Raw genomic sequence first — 15,695 nt, forward strand, 5'->3', positions numbered from 1 at the left:
TGGTCGCGACCAATCCCTACTTTTTTATCATTTTTTCAACAAATCATTTCCCATCATTTGTTTCACGGTTTTTTCCATTCCATCAACAGAACCGTCCAGGAAGATGACATTTCCTTTTCCTTTTTCAGCGAATTCTTTTACAGCCTCTGTCCACATGGAGAACAAGATCAGGGAAGTATCCAGATCGGCAGCTTTCATTTTCTCAGCAGCTTCGGTCATACCTTGTGCCACTTCCTCGCGGAATAAGGCGATACCTTGTCCTTTCAGCTGAGCAGCTTCTTTTTCTGCCTGTGCAGCAATTTTAATTGCATTTCCTTCGGCTTCTGCAGCTTTTGTTTTGGTGATCAACAATGCCTGACCTTCGTTTTCTGCAGCAGCTTTCAGGTTGTTGGAAGCTACTACTTTTGCCATGGAAGTCGTGATTTCCGCATCGAACGTAATGTCGTTCAACTGAAGGTCAATCAAGTGGAATCCCCAGGTTTCAAGGGTATGGTCCAAACTTTCTTTCACGTCCGCAACAATTTCACCACGTAGCAGCAGAATTTCGGCTTGTTTCTTGGTGGCAACAAATCCGCGAACGGAACCTTCGATGGTACGGATCAATGCCTGGATAAAGCTTCGTTGGTCCACGAATTTAAAAGCTACATTTTTGATGGTTTCTTCTTCTGCATTTAAAACAGAGTAAACCAACATGGCTTTGAAATAGACGTTTGCCTGGTCCTGTGTAATGGCCTGGAATTCCATTTCAATGGCGCGGTTCTGAATGGAAACCCGATTGTTTAGGCGTTCAAAGAACGGGATCCGGATATTTAGTCCGGGTTTCATGATTCTGCGGTATTTCCCGAACATGGTTACAACAGCAATAGTTCCTTGTTGTACAGTTACAAAACTGAAAATAAGGAGGAGTACAGCAACTCCGATTAGAATGTATTTAATTTCTACCATAAAAAGTGATTTGAAGCAAACATACTTATAATTGAAAAGTGAAAATTGAAAAGGGAGAAATAAAAGTGAGAAATGCTGTTAGTAAGTTTACTAACGTGCTTTTGATCCGATTCAGATTGACACTGTGAACAGATTCATCAACTGTTTCAAATTTTTCAGAAAAAGTTTTTCACCGTTACAAAATAAACTGAAAAGAAATGCGTTAGAAGGAAAAACGCACTTTATTAAGCCTATGGTAAATAAATACTTGACGAACATGCAAACACAGGAAGTCACTGAGATTGCGAATCCATCCGCAGCTGTTATCAGTCAGATTCTGAACTACAGCAAATCATTGGAAGTAAAGAAATTAAAGCGCAAAAAAGTGCTTTTAAATTTAAACTAATAAAAGAAGGGTCCTTAAACGGACCTTTTTCTTTTACCACAAAGAGCACGAAGAAAAGTGCATGATACATTATTAAAAATAACCTCGTGCGCTTTGTGAGCCTCGTGGTAAACAAAAAAGCACCGCCAAACTGACGATGCTTTCCAATTATTTTATTTGCGGATTACCAGATCTTAGCGACCTTCTCATCCGAGTTTCTCATTTTGTCTCCAGGTTTCACATTGAATGCAGCGAAGAATTCCGGACAGTTCATCAGCGGCCCGTTTACCCGGTACATTCCCGGTGAATGCGGGTCTGTTGCAATGCGTTTTTTTAATTCCGCATCCGTGTAATTGATCTTCCACAACTGGGCATAAGCGATGAAGAAACGCTGAGCCGGAGTATATCCGTCAATTATTACGTTTTTCTTGAAATCATCTGTCATTGTATATGCATAATAAGCCATGGTTAAACCTCCCAAATCTGCAATGTTTTCACCCATAGTCAATTCCGGATTCACACAGTTGTCCGAAACAGGGCAGAACGAACTGAATGTTTTACCCAGAATTTCTGTTTTGGAAACAAACTTTTGCTTGTCCGTATCCTGCCACCAGTCGTTGTAACTCCCGTCTGCAGCGAATTTGGAACCGTTGTCATCAAAGCCATGTGTGAATTCATGTCCGATTACCATTCCGATTCTTCCGTAGTTTACAGCATCTTCTGCATTTTCATCAAAGAAAGGAGGTTGCATGATTCCGGCAGGGAAAGCAATCTCGTTTAAAAGCGGGTGGTAATATGCGTTCACTAAATGTGCTGGCATTTCCCATTCTTTGCGGTTGACCGGTTTATGCAGTTTCTCTAAATTCTCCTTAAAAGCAAAACTGCGGCAATTATCAATATTTGCAACATAATCAACCGGACTGATCACCAATCCTCTGTAGCTTTTCCACTCATCCGGAAAACCTAATTTTCTTCCGATTGCATTCAGTTTTGCCAACGCCTCTTTTTTGGTATTATCGGACATCCAGTCCAGGCTTTGGATCCGCATTCTGAAACTTGCAAGCAAATTGTCTACCATCGTGTTTACGCGGTTCTTTGCATTTACTGAGAAGTTTTTATCGACAAATGCCTTTCCTAGCAATTCAGCTAAAGTGGAACCCGTAATCTCTTCGATACAGCGCTCATCAATCGGTTTCATGGTACTTGTACCACTTAAAACACCGCTGTAGAAATCGAAGTTGTGTTTCACCCATTTCTCGTCCAGTTTTCCTGCATAAGCATTTATTGTGCACCAGGACAGGTAATTATTCCATGACTGGAAGGAAGTTTTCTCCATCATGAAATTAATTTGTTTCATGAAATCGGGCTGTCCAACAATCAGTGAATCAAAGTGTTCGCACCCGATTTTACTCAGGTAAACTTCGAAGTCTAATTTTGGCATGGCTTTTACAACCTGGTCCAACGATAACTTATTATAGGTCTTTTCAGGTAAGCGAGATTCAGCAGGAGTCATCATGGCCCCGGCTAATTCTTTCTCGAAATTGAAAACATCACTCGCTTTCTTTTTTGCATCATCCTCAGAATCACCCAACATTTGAAATGATTTTTGAATGTGCAGGATGTACGCATCGCGAATGGCTTGTTTGTTTTCCTGGAAATAGTAATCGCGATTCGGGAGACCGATTCCGCCTTGTCCCCAATAAGCTACATTTTTGTTGACATCTTTCAAATCCTGACCGATCCCAAAACTGAAAACAGATTCAATTCCCAGTTGGTGTTGCCGCGCGATTAAACCAACCAATTCGTCTTTTGATTTGATCTCTGCGATCTGATCTAAACGATCAGTTAATGGTTTTGCTCCAACTGTGTTACGGACAGTCATATCTGTAAAGGAAGTATAATAGTCTCCCAACAATTGGTCCTGGCTTCCGGAGGATTTCGTTTTGGACCCGGCGGCAGTTTGAAGGATGGTTTTCAGCGTTGCCTTGTTTCGTTTATCGAGCTCGTTGAAACTTCCCCAGCGTGATTCAGTATTTGGTACCGGGTTGTTCTTACACCATGTTCCGTTTGCGAATTGAAAGAAATCGTCCTGCGGCTTGATGGAAAGGTCCATGTAAGACACATCAATACTTGTTGGTTTATCAGAACTTTCAGGAGTTACACCAACAGCATCCTGAGGAGGTGGTGGCAGTAAATTTTTAGGTTGGCAGGCAACTAAAGAAGTTGCAATAACTGCCAGAGGTAGTATTTTATTAACCATTATTTTTCAGGGTTTAAAAGCATTTCAACATGCGGGATTTCGTCTTCAAAGTATTCTTTCCCGGTAGATTCGAATCCGCATTTAGTATAGAATTTTTCCAAATGTTTCTGAGCAGAAATACGAATAGGAACTTTTCCGAACTCTTCGTGAGCGAATTGAATACATTTTTCCATCATTTCGTATCCGACACCATTTCCCCGGCAGTCATTGGTGAGAACAACACGTCCGATTGCTACTTCCGGATAAGAAATTCCCGGGTGTAAAATTCGCGCCGTAGCAATTACATCGCCTTTACCGTCACGCAAAAGCAAATGATACGCTTTCTTATCCTTTCCGTCCAGATCCAGGTACATGCAGTTTTGTTCAACTACAAAAGCTTTCAGTCTCAGCGCAATAATGTCGTGAAACTCATTCAGTGTTAGTTCGCTGTACGGTTTGAATTGCCAGTCTAAATGCATACTATTTAATTATTAATTGGGTAATTATAAGTTATCAAGTATGTACTTGATAATTTTTTCATTGATAATTTATAATTACGTCTGGATTACTCCAACGTTATACGGTTTTTCAGCTTTTTTATGGCTGGCCATTTCAATTCCAACGGACAGGAATTCTCTTGTTTTTGCAGGATCAATAATAGCATCCAGCCACAAACGCGAAGCCGCATAATATGGTGAAATTTGTTCGTCATAACGCGCCTTGATCGTATTGTAAAGTTCCGATTCTCTATCCGGGGTAATTTCTTCTCCACGAGCTTTTAGCGAAGCAACTTCGATCTGAAGCAATGTTTTTGCAGCCGAAGCACCGCTCATTACCGCAACTTCAGCAGTGGGCCAACCTACGATCAAACGCGGATCGTAAGCTTTTCCACACATGGCATAATTTCCGGCTCCGTATGAATTTCCGATTACAACTGTGAATTTCGGGACAACGGAATTTGCCATGGCATTTACCATTTTTGCTCCGTCTTTAATGATCCCGGCGTGTTCTGATTTGGATCCAACCATGAATCCCGAAACGTCCTGGAAGAAAATCAAAGGAATGTTTTTTTGATTGCAATTCATAATGAATCGCGCAGCTTTGTCGGCAGAATCATTGTAAATCACACCGCCGAATTGCATTTCGCCCTTGGCATTTTTGGACAATTCGCGCTGATTGGCTACGATACCGACACTCCAGCCGTCCAGGCGTGCATACGCACAGACAATGGTTTTTCCGTAATCGCTTTTATATTCTGTCAGACTTCCTTCGTCAAAAATACAATCCAGGATTTCGTGAACATTGTAAGGTTTTGCTCTTTCGGAAGGTAGAATTCCATATACCTTTTTTGCTTCTTCTTTCGGTGCAACAGATTCGATGCGATCAAATCCTGCGGATTCGGAAGCTCCGATCTGGCTCATCATTTTGCGGATAGTCATCAGGCACTCCTTGTCGTTTGCCACTTTATAATCACAAACACCCGAGATTTCAGTGTGAGTTGTTGCACCTCCGAGTGTTTCATTATCAATGTTTTCACCGATTGCAGCTTTCACCAGGTAGGATCCCGCAAGGAAAATCGTTCCTGTTTTGTCAACGATCAGAGATTCATCCGACATAATCGGTAAATAAGCCCCACCAGCTACGCAGCTTCCCATAACGGCAGCAATTTGAGTAATTCCCATAGAGCTCATCACGGCATTGTTTCTGAAAATACGTCCGAAATGTTCCTTATCGGGAAAAATCTCATCCTGCATCGGGAGGTAAACTCCTGCAGAATCGACCAAATAAATGATCGGAAGTTTATTCTCCATGGCAATTTCCTGTGCACGCAAGTTTTTCTTTCCTGTAATCGGGAACCATGCTCCGGCTTTTACCGTGGCATCATTAGCTACAACGATGCATTGTTTTCCGGAAACTTTTCCAATAACCACTACTACTCCGGCAGAAGGGCAGCCTCCATGTTCTTTATACATTCCCATTCCGGCAAAAGCACCTACTTCGAAGCGTGGGGTATTCGCGTCGAGCAGCATGTCTATTCGCTCACGGGCCGTCATTTTTCCTTTTTCATGAAGTGCTGCGATCCGTTTTTCTCCGCCACCTTTCAGGATGGAAGCCAGTTCGGACTCCATGCGGGAAATCTTCAGCCTCATTTCATCATCGTTCTTATTGAATTCCAATTCTTTTGAATCAATTGCCATGTTTTTTCGTTTATTAGCGTTCCAAATATACACAATTCACTGTAGAAACTTTCTCGCACAAAGCGAAAGAATGACCGATTTCTAAATTACTTTTGTCAGATGCAAGATACTTACAAGCACAAGGGAATGAGAAAGCAGTTGATTGATCAATTGCGTCAAAAAGGAATTACAGATGAACGTGTGCTGACTGCATTTGATGCAATTCCGAGACATTTCTTCCTGGACCTGGTCTTTGAGCAACAGGCCTATTCCAATGTCGCTTTTCAGATTGGGGCCGGACAAACCATTTCCCATCCATATACGGTTGCTTTTCAAACATCGATCCTGGAATTGAAAAAAGGTGATAAGGTGCTTGAGATCGGAACCGGTTCAGGTTTTCAGACATGTATCCTCTGTTCGATGGGTATGAAGGTCTTTTCCATTGAGCGCCAGAAGGAATTGCATATTAAGGCAAAAAAGATCATCGATCATTTCCGATTTACACCCAAATTATTTTTTGGCGACGGGTATGAAGGGAAGGAAACCTTTGCACCGTTTGATAAGATTTTGGTGACCTGTGGCGCACCGTTTATCCCCGAAAAACTCGTTCAGCAATTGAAAGTAGGAGGGATGATGGTGATTCCTGTGGGAGATTTGGATTCCCAGGAAATGCACCGGATTACAAAGATTTCAGATTCGGAATATAAAGAGGAAGTATTCGGGAACTTTAGTTTTGTACCGATGCTGGAGAAAACCGTGAGATAAAATTATCAATTATTAATATCAATTGATCAAGCTCATTCTTGATAATTAAATCATTGCTAATTGATAATTCAAAGGATCAGGCTTTCATACGCATTTTGGATTTCCACAAACTTCTCGGCAGCCATTTTTTGTTGGGATTCGGTTCCTGTGGCAAATTTATCCGGGTGATGAAGCTTCACGAGTTGTCTATATGCTTTTTTAATCTCATCTTGTGTTGCATTCTTTGAAACTCCCAAAATTTCATGCGCGTACTTTTTGGATACAGATCCGGATTTTTTTGTTTCCTTTTCTTTTCGATGTTCGCTGTAAGCGGCATAAATGGCAATGATCTTCGCGAGATTATCTGGATTTAAGTCTAAATCAGCATTGATCTGTTTCAGGAAGTTTAATTCCGAAGAGTTCATTTTTCCGTTAATCAAAGCTAATCCGGTTAGGAAATAAATGATCTGTGAACGTGATCCTTCGTCTTTCAGGTGCATTTTCATCCAATCGGTGATCGTTTCCGTGCGGATCGGGTATTTCAGTGAAAAGAGGAGCGAGTCACCGAAATTGTAAGTTGCTTTTGGAAAATACCGGTTAAAATACTGGTTGATGAACTGGATTTTCTCCTTCGATTCCTGGTAATTGATCAGCATCAGTTTTGCTCCCAAAGCCAAATAAGCTTCGAGGTAATTGTCTTCCGTAGGTTTCAGGCTTTGAGGAAAAATTCCCTTGCGCCAGGAGCGGGCGTGACGTGTTTTGTAAACATATAATGTTATTCCACCGACAAACGGGATTCCGAATAAGAGAATGACCAGCCAATCCGGAAGTTCGGCAACTGGTTCAAAAGAGAGTGGAAAAAAAAGCGTCATAGGAACAGTTCTATTTATTTTAATCCGATAAACTTCCAAAGTAACAAATATTGGTAAATGAAATAGGCTGGAAGTTTTACTTTTGTGTTTTGACAGAAGTATATGAAAAACCTGAAATGGATCACCTACCTGAATTTAGTTCTTTATGGACTTTTTATTTGTGTGAATATCCTGGAGTTGATCTGGAACGGGTATAACTACTCCCTGGTAGATAAATTGATCATTTCCGAATCAATGAGTTTCAGCTCTTTTTTTGTGAAATCGGAAATAAAAGTTCACACGATATTGAACTGGATCAGTTTGATTGCTTTGATTCTTTTTTTAGTGTTTGCCAACCGTTTCGTTAAGAAAAATGATTTAGGAAAATCGTTTCATTTTTTAATCGTGTTATTGGCTTTCTTTCCCTTTGTCAGTTATTTTCTGTACTACATTATCTGGAGAAAGCTGAATCAAAGTTTATTCATGTATTTGGGAGATTCGGCTAAAGAATCAGATCGGGTGATTGTATTGATTTGGATATTCGAACTTTCCGTAATACTGTGTTCGGTATTATTTACAAGCGTTCAGTATTATTCGAACAGTCCAGAACTTGCCTCGCTGGCCACCCGTTTAAAGGATTTTGAACTTATAGCACACTCAATTTATCTGTTACTTCTTTCAATTCTGTACTTGTTCTATTTTATCCATTTCAAAAAGGGCATTATGAAACATGAAGGCGGGGTACGGGATATGATTGAAAATGAGTTGATCGATTAAATTTAAATGACGAGAGTTTGTAAACCATTTAGTTAATTGGTTTCAGATTATATCCGGATTTGTTCGTCGATTGTTACTTATTAACCTTTTAGTTAATTGGTTTTCACGTTTATCCAGTTTTGTTCATCGATAGCCGAGCTACTTGTAAACCATTTAGTTAATTGGTTTCAGATTATATCCGGGTTTGTTCGTCGATTGTTACTTATTAACCTTTTAGTTAATTGGTTTTCACGTTTATCCAGTTTTGTTCATCGATAGCCGAGCTACTTGTAAACCATTTAATTAATTGGTTTCAGGTATACTAAGGTTTATTCACAGCCTGTTAAGATATGTGGCTTGTAAACCTTTTAGTTAATTCGTTCACAAACGGTATTGATTTTTGATGACCAACAACATACTAAGCCTGTTAGCAAATTTACTAAAAGGTTAACAGGTTGATTTAATGACTTGAAAGTAAATGGTTTATACTTTTAAATCAAGTGATTTTACTAACTTGCTCACACCATTTTACACTCCGTTTAAAATAATTTTCACTCCCGCGTCACTTTTCCGCTACTCGTTACACTAACTTTATCAAGAGACCAATTTAGCAAGATGGCGGCCACGAAGAAAAAACGTTTTATGGAGCTTTATGAACCGATACATGTAAGGTTCGAAAAGTTTTGTAAGGCAAGAGCGTATGGGAATTTCAATTTCAAGGATTTGATGCATGATGCGTTAGTGGTCGCGTATGAACGTTTCGATTCCCTGAAAAAAGAAGAGGCTTTTTTACATTTCCTCTTTGGAATTGCCATCCGTTTGCTGGCAAATGAAAACCGCAAGATCAGTACGGAGCGTTTCTCCGATCATTCACAGGTCTACAATTATTCCCTAGAAAGTGATCGAACGGAAAGACTTTTGGAGATTAACTCTTTGTATGAAGCGATTTCTCAATTACCGGATTTACAAAAAGAAAGTATTATCCTGTTCGAGATCTCCGGATTTTCGATCAAAGAGATTGCTGAACTACAGCAGTCTTCGGAAGATGCCGTGAAACAGCGATTGGTCAGAAGCAGGAAAAAATTGGTTGAATTGATGACCGGGAAAAAAGAAGTAGCATTAAATAATTTGAGTTATGACAGAAGATAGACTTTCCGGTTTGTTTGATGAGATTCGAAATGAATCGGCTCAAACTTCTATTTCCGAGGTGGATCAATGGATTGATGCTGCCGTAGCTGCCGGTGCAACAATTGGAATCTTAGCGACATTGAAATTAATACTTATTAAAAAACCTTTGATTATGTGGACAACGTTGTTAACTGTAACGGGTGGGGCTTCTTTGGGAGTCGTAATGATTTTCAGCAAACCCGACAAAATGCCGGAAAAACCGGAAAAGAAAGAAGTGGTTTCTTATACCGTCCCTGCCAGGGAATTGAAAGAGAAAAAAAGAGAAGTACCTGTGGATCAGGAGTCTCCCATATTGGACGAACCAGCCAGAGAATCAACTGCCGAAACCCCCGATTTACCTGAAGATATGGGAACTCTTGTTCCTTTAAGTTTATCGAAATTCAATGAGAAAGGGGGAATTCCAACTTACAGAAGGCCTGAAGTAACGGAATCATTTACGAAAGTCCATATTTCAGGTGCGCTTTACGTAGAGTTATCCCAGGGGAAGGCATGCAGTATTTTAATTGAACCTGAAACCGCTAAAGACCTTGTTCAGGTGGAAATTCAGAATGGAACGCTTTACCTGAAAAACACACCGGAAAAGAAAGATCGAAAGGAAAAAGTAGTGATTCGGGTATGTGTAAAGGATTTGGATGAATTGCACATGAGCGGAGCAACAAGCTTAATGAGTCCGCATCAATTGGGATTGGATCAATTATCATTGGATATGGCAGGCGCAAGCAATGCGAGTTTAAATTTGAAAGTATCAAAATTAAAGGGGGATTTTTCGGGTGCAAGCAATGTTGAAATTGCCGGAACATGTGAATCAGTTGATTTGGATATTTCAGGGGCCGCACAAGCACAATTGGGGGATTTATCGGTAAAAAAAGCAAAAATAGACAATAGTGGTGCCGGACATTTAGAAATTTCGGTTTCTGAAAATCTTAAGGCAGACGGATCCGGTGCAAGCGTGACCTACTATCAAGTGGAAGGAGCCTCCGGTAATGTTTCCATTGATATAGAAACAAGTGGGAGTGCGACCGTTAAAAAGAAGTGAAAGTGAAATTAAAATGAATAAGGGAAGGTTTCCCTTTCGAAACAAAAGAAGCTGTAACAAGGCAAAGTTAGTTTATAACCTAAGTAGAGTAAAGTAGTCGGCAACGGCTGACGAAAAAAGCCCCCGCTGGAGAGTCGGGGGCTTTTGATATTTTGAACTTTTGCTGTCAGTTCTCGATACATTCCGCGAATGTCAGTTCAAGTATCCCGACGGGAATGTCGGATGTATCAAGAACGGCAAGCGGAGCACTCGAAATGACAGTAAATGGATTAATGTTCTAAACTTGCCAGGTAACGTTCTGCATCCAAAGCGGCCATACAACCGGTTCCCGCAGCGGTAATTGCCTGGCGGTATGTTTTGTCTGCAGCATCTCCCGCAACAAATACTCCCGGAACGTTGGTTAAGGATGTTCCCGGCTTTTCGTATTTGATGTACCCGGTTTCATCCAGGTTGATGTAATCTTTGAAAACATCGGTATTTGGTTTGTGCCCGATTGCTACGAAGAAACCTGTTGCCGGAATTTCTTTTTCTTCTCCCGTAACATTGTTCTTCACTTTTACTCCGGTTACTCCGTTTCCGTCACCCAACACTTCAACTGTTTCCGTATTGTGAAGAATTTCAATGTTTGGGGTGTTGCGTACCCGGTCTGCCATGATTTTGGAAGCACGGAATTTATCTGTACGGACCAGCATCGTTACTTTTTTGCACAATTTAGAAAGGTAATGCGCTTCCTCGCATGCGGAATCTCCGGCACCGACAATAACGGTTTCCTGTCCGCGGTAAAAGAATCCGTCACAAACAGCACAGGCAGAAACCCCGCCACCGATTGAAAGGTAATGTTGTTCGGAAGGAAGTCCCAGGTATTTCGCAGCTGCTCCGGTGGAGATAATGACTGTTTCTGCGTGGATTTCATGTCCGTCTTCGGTCCAGCATTTGTGGATAGGTCCGGTAAAATCGACTTTTGTAATAAAGCCAAAGCGCACATCCGTTTCAAAACGTTTTGCCTGAGCTTCTAATTGCACCATCATTTCAGGTCCTGAAATACCGTCGGGATATCCGGGAAAGTTCTCAACCTCGTTGGTTGTAGTTAACTGTCCTCCCGGTTGCATTCCCTGGTACATAACAGGTTTCATTTCCGCTCTCGCAGCGTAAATTGCAGCAGTGTATCCGGCAGGACCGGACCCGATGATCAGGCATTTTATTTTTTCAGCGCTCATGTGTTTATTATACTATTTAATTTATGGTCAATCCACTCCTGTGGATTATTTATCATCTGCCGCGGCAGATTTTTATTCGTTTTTTAGTTTTGAGACTATAAAATTAGGGTTTTCTTGCTTTTAATAGTGTGTGTATAAACAGAAGTAGATTTTAATAGGAATCCAAGTTTATTTTTTGCAATAATAGATAAAAGCAGGAGGGAAGTTTGCAGGAGTAAATGCAATTTCCATGTGTTTGAAAAACTGTTTGATGTTTTTTTTCGCATTGAGGGAATACTGAAATTGAACATACAGGGAATTCGAATGCATCACCCGGTGACTTTCTTTCAGTATCCGGTTCTTCAGGTCGCTGGGGAAATTGGCAAGCGGAAGTGATGAAACAACAGCATCTGCCTGGGAATACCCGTTTTTCTCCAGGTATTCACCGATCTTTTCAGCGGAATCGTGAATCAAAATGACCCGCGGATCTTTGAATTCCTTCTTTAACTGTTTTATAAAGCTGTCATTGAGTTCGAAAACCAATAAAATGCCATCAGGACTTAATTTTTGTAGGATTTTTCGTGTGAAAACACCTGTTCCCGGACCCAATTCCACAATCACTTTAGCTGTTGAGAAATCAATTTTCTGCAACATTTTTTTTGCTAAATATTTGGAGCTTGGAGCCATTGCTCCAACCATTTTACGTTCTTTCCAGAAATTACGTATAAATGAACGCTTATCAGACATGTTCTCTTGTTTCTTTCAGTGCGAATTTACCATTATTGATAATTCCATAAACAAATCCGTTCAATTGTTTATCCAATGCTGGTGTATTGCTGCACGCAATAACTAAATCTTCTTTGGTGAATACCCATGGTTTTCCCGGAATAAATAAGGACAAATCCGCTACTGGCTGGTCTTCGATTGCCAGGGTATCTAGTGACAATAATGACCTGGATTTTTCGGTAAGTCCGCTCACCACCAATTCCAAATCAAAATCAGGACAAGCTCCCAATTCACCAAAAAGGGTTTGAATGGTACTGTTCCCGAAATTTGCGTGATCGAATTCCAAATCGGTTTCTTCCGTGTCATTTGGTCGGTGATCGGAAACAATGCAGTCAATGGTTCCGTCTTTCAATCCCGCCCAAAGTGCTTGTCGGTCTGACTCCGGGCGCAGTGGAGGCATTAATTTGAAATTCACATCGAAATCCAATACAGCTGTTTCATTGTAAATCAAATGGTGTGCATGTACATCTGCAGTAACACTCAATCCTTTTGCTTTTGCTTTGCGAATTAAATCCACGGATTCCGCTGTAGAGATCCCGGTTGCGTGAAGGTTTCCTCCTGTATATTCCAATAAACGCAGGTTGCGTTCCAGTTGAATGATCTCACTGATCGCAGGATCCGCTTTTAAACCGGTTTTGGTGGAAGCTTCCCCTTCGTTGACCATGCCACCTCCGGAAATGGATTTGTCGTGTGCAAACCCCACCACGATTCCGTCAAAATTCTTAGAGTAGAGCAGGGCGCGGTACATGATTCCTCCGTTTACCGGAACCAAATCGTCCGAGAACATGCGCACACCGGACTGGAACATGTCGTACATTTCTGCCAATGCTTCGCCTTGGTTCTTTTTGGTAATGCAGCCCATTGGGTGTAAAGAAGTTACTGCATTTTCGCTTCTTCTTAAGACATATTCCACGCTTGTTTTGTTGTCCAGAACAGGCGAAGTAGATGGCAAAACCGCTACGTGTGTAAATCCACCATAAGCAGCGGCATCCAATCCGCTTTGAATAGTCGATTTATGTTCTTCGCCCGGGTCCGCAAAATGGGCTTTCAGGTCGACCCATCCTTTTGAAACGTGCAGGTTGTCTTCCCGGATTTCCAATTCACAGGAACGTTCTATATGAGCCGAAATTTCGTGTACCTTGCCATCTTCAAGATACATGTCGACTTTCTTTCCATGCCATTTGGAGCTTTTGTCTATAACCGTTACTTGCCGGATAAGTAATTTCATATCTTTATTTCTTGTAGAAAATTAGTAAAGCCATTTCGCACAGGACGAATATTCCTGCAAAGAAAACAAACCAAACCCAGGTATCATAATTCTCACCGATTTCGAGGAGAGAAGCACTGTTCCAATGGGAGCCATCGGATAGAGTATTTACATGGATTCCCGCTTGTTCAAAAGATTTTTTGATTTCATCCCCCGTAGATTCGGATGTCTGTGACTCAAGCCGGTTGTAATTGGTTGAAAGAATTCCGCTTTGCTTTCCGTCCTGCGAAATACTGTAATTCCCGGCTTCGAGAATCCGGATAGCTTCGAGCCCCTGGATGGAAAGATAAGAGCGCTTGTTTTTGGTAAAAATGACCGGTATATAATCGATTTGTCCGTATTTCAGGTGAACTGGGTTTTCGCTGGAAGCATTTACATTGATCGGGTAACTTCCGTCGGAACCAATGATCAGGTAAGATGGATTTTGACGCTGGCTCAGATTTCCGGCATGCAATAAAAGGGTAGAGAATAATTGATTGCTTGTAAATGTACTGAATTCGGGCTTCAAAGAAGTGGAGAACAGATAGGCATTGTTCTTTCCGGTTCCTTTAACAAAGAACGGGGTTCCATTCTGGTAGTTGATCAGGTTGCTCGAAAGCGTTTTTGAGTTACTCAATAAACGATATGCTTTTGCAACAGCCGGCAAGGAGATGTTTTCCGGTTTTCCCTCAAAAATTCCCTGGAAGAACGGGTCCTTGATATTCAGCTTTTGAATGCCCAAACCAACGGTTTGTGTCCCGCTGATAGTTGGCAGATTCAATTTGTTCAACAGGGCATTCCATCCTCCGGGTGAAACATTGGTCCCCGGAATGAGCAGCAAGGCTCCCTGTTCCTGGTGATAGGCTGTTAGTTCGGTGCTCAAGTTGCTTGGAATCTGGTTCAAACCGTTTAAAACGACCAGGTCAACAGCTTCCAGGTTCTCCTGGGAAGCCTGGTTGGTAGAAACTTCTTTGATTTGATAAAAGTCGTCCAATCCAAAAACAATCCCCACATTTTCCACCGCATCTTCGCCGTTGATGATCAATACAGAGCTGCTTTTCTTTACTTCGTAATTAAAAAAGAACGCATCATCGCGGGTCATTTGCTTGTCGTTGATAGCAATCTTTCCCTGGGCGATTCCGGCTTCCTGGTTGAAGTAGTTCAATTGTACGGTGTCTGATCCGTTTGAAGGCAATTCAGCAAACAAATCGCGCTTCAATTTACCGATCTGAACACTAACTACAGCAGATTCAATGGCTTCTTTTCCGGTATTTACAACGCGGATCGAAAGGGTTTGGGCGGAGCCTAATTTTTGGATAGGGGTTTCAAACCAAATGGTATCAATGTAGAGATTTCCGGTGTTTTGAGGAACAAGTAAAAGAGGGGAAACACTCGGAATATATTTAAACTTTTTATTTGAATAAATAGCGTTATTTTTTTGAAAATCAGAAATATAAACCAAAGCCGGGTTGGATTTGATGTTTCCCTCTTTTTGTGCATCTTCCACCCATTGGTTCCAATAAGAAAGGATTTCTTCCTGTGAACGGTAAATAGGAGAGTAGTTGACTTTTGCCACCTGGTCCACGAATTTCACCTTTGTTAAAGTCTGTTTTTCGTTTCCGCTCAATTCATTGGTGAATAGTACGTATTGCGTATTTCTTGGAGCTTTGTCTACAATGGAACCTGCCAATTCTTTTGCCTGTGCCAGCAACTCGCCCTGTCCGCCGATGCGCGACATGGAAAAGGAATTGTCGATATACACACCGATTAACCGGATATCTTTTTTGTTTGTATCCGATGTTGGAAAGTAGGGTTGGGCAAAAGCAATCACCAGGCAGGTAAAGGCCAAAATACGGGCAAACAAAATTAAGAGATGCTTGATTTTTCGGGGATTTTTCTGCTGCTGTTCAACCGATTTGACAAATGCGATGCTGGAAAAATAGATCGTTTTGTATTTGCGAAAATGGAACAGGTGAATGAGTATTGGAATGACCAAAACCAGTAGGGCAAATAAAAATTCAGGATAAACCCATTTCATAACGCTAAGTTAATGATGAATTGCGAATCACGAATTGTGAATTCCAAGAGTTTTTCCTGATTTTTGAACAATTTAGAGCAATTTGACACTTGTCAATTGTCAGTTTGAGTATCTCCGCGCAATTCGCAA

General features: G+C 41.2%; 14 protein-coding genes. 5 read left to right on the forward strand and 9 right to left on the reverse strand.

Translation table 11 applies throughout. From position 1 onward, the window contains the following. Nucleotides 1-27: 27 nt before the first annotated feature. Nucleotides 28-945 (reverse strand): SPFH domain-containing protein, encoded by a 918-nt coding sequence (locus FO442_RS00770; protein ID WP_144331226.1) that lies wholly within the window; start codon nt 943-945, stop codon nt 28-30. A 256-nt stretch (nt 946-1,201) separates the two neighbouring features. On the opposite strand from FO442_RS00770, the gene FO442_RS18935 reads away from it, so the two are divergent. Then, nucleotides 1,202-1,330 carry a hypothetical protein gene (locus tag FO442_RS18935; RefSeq protein WP_281281538.1) on the forward strand — a complete coding sequence of 43 codons (129 nt, stop codon included), beginning with the start codon at nt 1,202-1,204 and terminating at the stop codon, nt 1,328-1,330. Nucleotides 1,331-1,493: 163 nt separating this feature from the next. Here FO442_RS18935 and FO442_RS00775 read toward each other — a convergent pair whose 3' ends face one another. From FO442_RS00775 to FO442_RS00785, 3 genes are all read right to left on the reverse strand, one after another. Next, entirely contained in the window at nt 1,494-3,569 is a 2,076-nt protein-coding gene (locus FO442_RS00775) for a M13 family metallopeptidase (RefSeq protein WP_144331227.1), read from the reverse strand. Next, nucleotides 3,569-4,027: a GNAT family N-acetyltransferase gene (locus FO442_RS00780; protein WP_144331228.1), complete on the reverse strand. Its 459-nt coding sequence runs from the start codon at nt 4,025-4,027 to the stop codon at nt 3,569-3,571. The genes FO442_RS00775 and FO442_RS00780 overlap by 1 nt, the downstream gene beginning before the upstream one ends. Before the next feature lie 75 nt (nt 4,028-4,102). Further along, nucleotides 4,103-5,746, reverse strand: a complete 1,644-nt coding sequence (locus FO442_RS00785; RefSeq protein ID WP_144331229.1) for an acyl-CoA carboxylase subunit beta — start codon at nt 5,744-5,746, stop codon at nt 4,103-4,105. Between the two features lie 99 nt (nt 5,747-5,845). Here FO442_RS00785 and FO442_RS00790 point away from each other — a divergent pair, with 99 nt between their 5' ends. After that, nucleotides 5,846-6,490 carry a protein-L-isoaspartate(D-aspartate) O-methyltransferase gene (locus FO442_RS00790; protein WP_144331230.1) on the forward strand — a complete coding sequence of 215 codons (645 nt, stop codon included), beginning with the start codon at nt 5,846-5,848 and terminating at the stop codon, nt 6,488-6,490. 68 nt (nt 6,491-6,558) lie between these two features. Here the strand turns inward: FO442_RS00790 and FO442_RS00795 are convergent, their stop codons facing one another. Continuing rightward, entirely contained in the window at nt 6,559-7,341 is a 783-nt protein-coding gene (locus FO442_RS00795; RefSeq protein ID WP_144331231.1) for a DnaJ domain-containing protein, read from the reverse strand. A gap of 102 nt (nt 7,342-7,443) precedes the next feature. Here FO442_RS00795 and FO442_RS00800 point away from each other — a divergent pair, with 102 nt between their 5' ends. From FO442_RS00800 to FO442_RS00810, 3 genes are all read left to right on the forward strand, one after another. Beyond that, nucleotides 7,444-8,097 carry a hypothetical protein gene (locus FO442_RS00800; protein ID WP_144331232.1) on the forward strand — a complete coding sequence of 218 codons (654 nt, stop codon included), beginning with the start codon at nt 7,444-7,446 and terminating at the stop codon, nt 8,095-8,097. Nucleotides 8,098-8,718: 621 nt separating this feature from the next. Further along, nucleotides 8,719-9,225: an RNA polymerase sigma factor gene (locus FO442_RS00805; protein ID WP_186279809.1), complete on the forward strand. Its 507-nt coding sequence runs from the start codon at nt 8,719-8,721 to the stop codon at nt 9,223-9,225. After that, nucleotides 9,212-10,300: a head GIN domain-containing protein gene (locus tag FO442_RS00810; protein WP_144331234.1), complete on the forward strand. Its 1,089-nt coding sequence runs from the start codon at nt 9,212-9,214 to the stop codon at nt 10,298-10,300. Before FO442_RS00805 ends, FO442_RS00810 begins: the two co-directional genes overlap by 14 nt. 269 nt (nt 10,301-10,569) lie before the next feature. On the opposite strand, the gene trxB is transcribed toward FO442_RS00810, so the two are convergent. The 4 genes from trxB to FO442_RS00830 all read right to left on the reverse strand — a co-directional run bounded on the left by trxB (nt 10,570) and on the right by FO442_RS00830 (nt 15,566). Then, nucleotides 10,570-11,517, reverse strand: coding sequence for a thioredoxin-disulfide reductase (gene trxB / locus FO442_RS00815; RefSeq protein WP_144331235.1), 948 nt, complete (start codon nt 11,515-11,517; stop codon nt 10,570-10,572). A 168-nt stretch (nt 11,518-11,685) separates the two neighbouring features. Continuing rightward, nucleotides 11,686-12,243 (reverse strand): class I SAM-dependent methyltransferase, encoded by a 558-nt coding sequence (locus tag FO442_RS00820; protein ID WP_144331236.1) that lies wholly within the window; start codon nt 12,241-12,243, stop codon nt 11,686-11,688. Next, complete coding sequence (locus tag FO442_RS00825; protein WP_144331237.1) at nt 12,236-13,510, reverse strand: dihydroorotase; 1,275 nt, start codon at nt 13,508-13,510, stop codon at nt 12,236-12,238. Before FO442_RS00825 ends, FO442_RS00820 begins: the two co-directional genes overlap by 8 nt. A gap of 4 nt (nt 13,511-13,514) precedes the next feature. Further along, a complete protein-coding gene (locus FO442_RS00830) occupies nt 13,515-15,566 on the reverse strand; it encodes a BatA domain-containing protein (RefSeq protein ID WP_144331238.1) in 2,052 nt (683 codons plus the stop codon). Nucleotides 15,567-15,695: the final 129 nt, after the last annotated feature.

The sequence above is a fragment of the Fluviicola chungangensis genome, from assembly GCF_007558725.1.
Taxonomy (GTDB): domain Bacteria; phylum Bacteroidota; class Bacteroidia; order Flavobacteriales_D; family Crocinitomicaceae; genus Fluviicola; species Fluviicola chungangensis.

What these genes read in the sequence shown, in the direction of transcription:
- FO442_RS00770 (WP_144331226.1), bottom strand. Translation starts at nt 945, where the DNA reads ATGGTAGAAATTAAATACATTCTAATCGGAGTTGCTGTACTCCTCCTT.
- FO442_RS18935 (WP_281281538.1), top strand. Translation starts at nt 1,202, where the DNA reads ATGCAAACACAGGAAGTCACTGAGATTGCGAATCCATCCGCAGCTGTT.
- FO442_RS00775 (WP_144331227.1), bottom strand. Translation starts at nt 3,569, where the DNA reads ATGGTTAATAAAATACTACCTCTGGCAGTTATTGCAACTTCTTTAGTT.
- FO442_RS00780 (WP_144331228.1), bottom strand. Translation starts at nt 4,027, where the DNA reads ATGCATTTAGACTGGCAATTCAAACCGTACAGCGAACTAACACTGAAT.
- FO442_RS00785 (WP_144331229.1), bottom strand. Translation starts at nt 5,746, where the DNA reads ATGGCAATTGATTCAAAAGAATTGGAATTCAATAAGAACGATGATGAA.
- FO442_RS00790 (WP_144331230.1), top strand. Translation starts at nt 5,846, where the DNA reads ATGCAAGATACTTACAAGCACAAGGGAATGAGAAAGCAGTTGATTGAT.
- FO442_RS00795 (WP_144331231.1), bottom strand. Translation starts at nt 7,341, where the DNA reads ATGACGCTTTTTTTTCCACTCTCTTTTGAACCAGTTGCCGAACTTCCG.
- FO442_RS00800 (WP_144331232.1), top strand. Translation starts at nt 7,444, where the DNA reads ATGAAAAACCTGAAATGGATCACCTACCTGAATTTAGTTCTTTATGGA.
- FO442_RS00805 (WP_186279809.1), top strand. Translation starts at nt 8,719, where the DNA reads ATGGAGCTTTATGAACCGATACATGTAAGGTTCGAAAAGTTTTGTAAG.
- FO442_RS00810 (WP_144331234.1), top strand. Translation starts at nt 9,212, where the DNA reads ATGACAGAAGATAGACTTTCCGGTTTGTTTGATGAGATTCGAAATGAA.
- trxB (WP_144331235.1), bottom strand. Translation starts at nt 11,517, where the DNA reads ATGAGCGCTGAAAAAATAAAATGCCTGATCATCGGGTCCGGTCCTGCC.
- FO442_RS00820 (WP_144331236.1), bottom strand. Translation starts at nt 12,243, where the DNA reads ATGTCTGATAAGCGTTCATTTATACGTAATTTCTGGAAAGAACGTAAA.
- FO442_RS00825 (WP_144331237.1), bottom strand. Translation starts at nt 13,510, where the DNA reads ATGAAATTACTTATCCGGCAAGTAACGGTTATAGACAAAAGCTCCAAA.
- FO442_RS00830 (WP_144331238.1), bottom strand. Translation starts at nt 15,566, where the DNA reads ATGAAATGGGTTTATCCTGAATTTTTATTTGCCCTACTGGTTTTGGTC.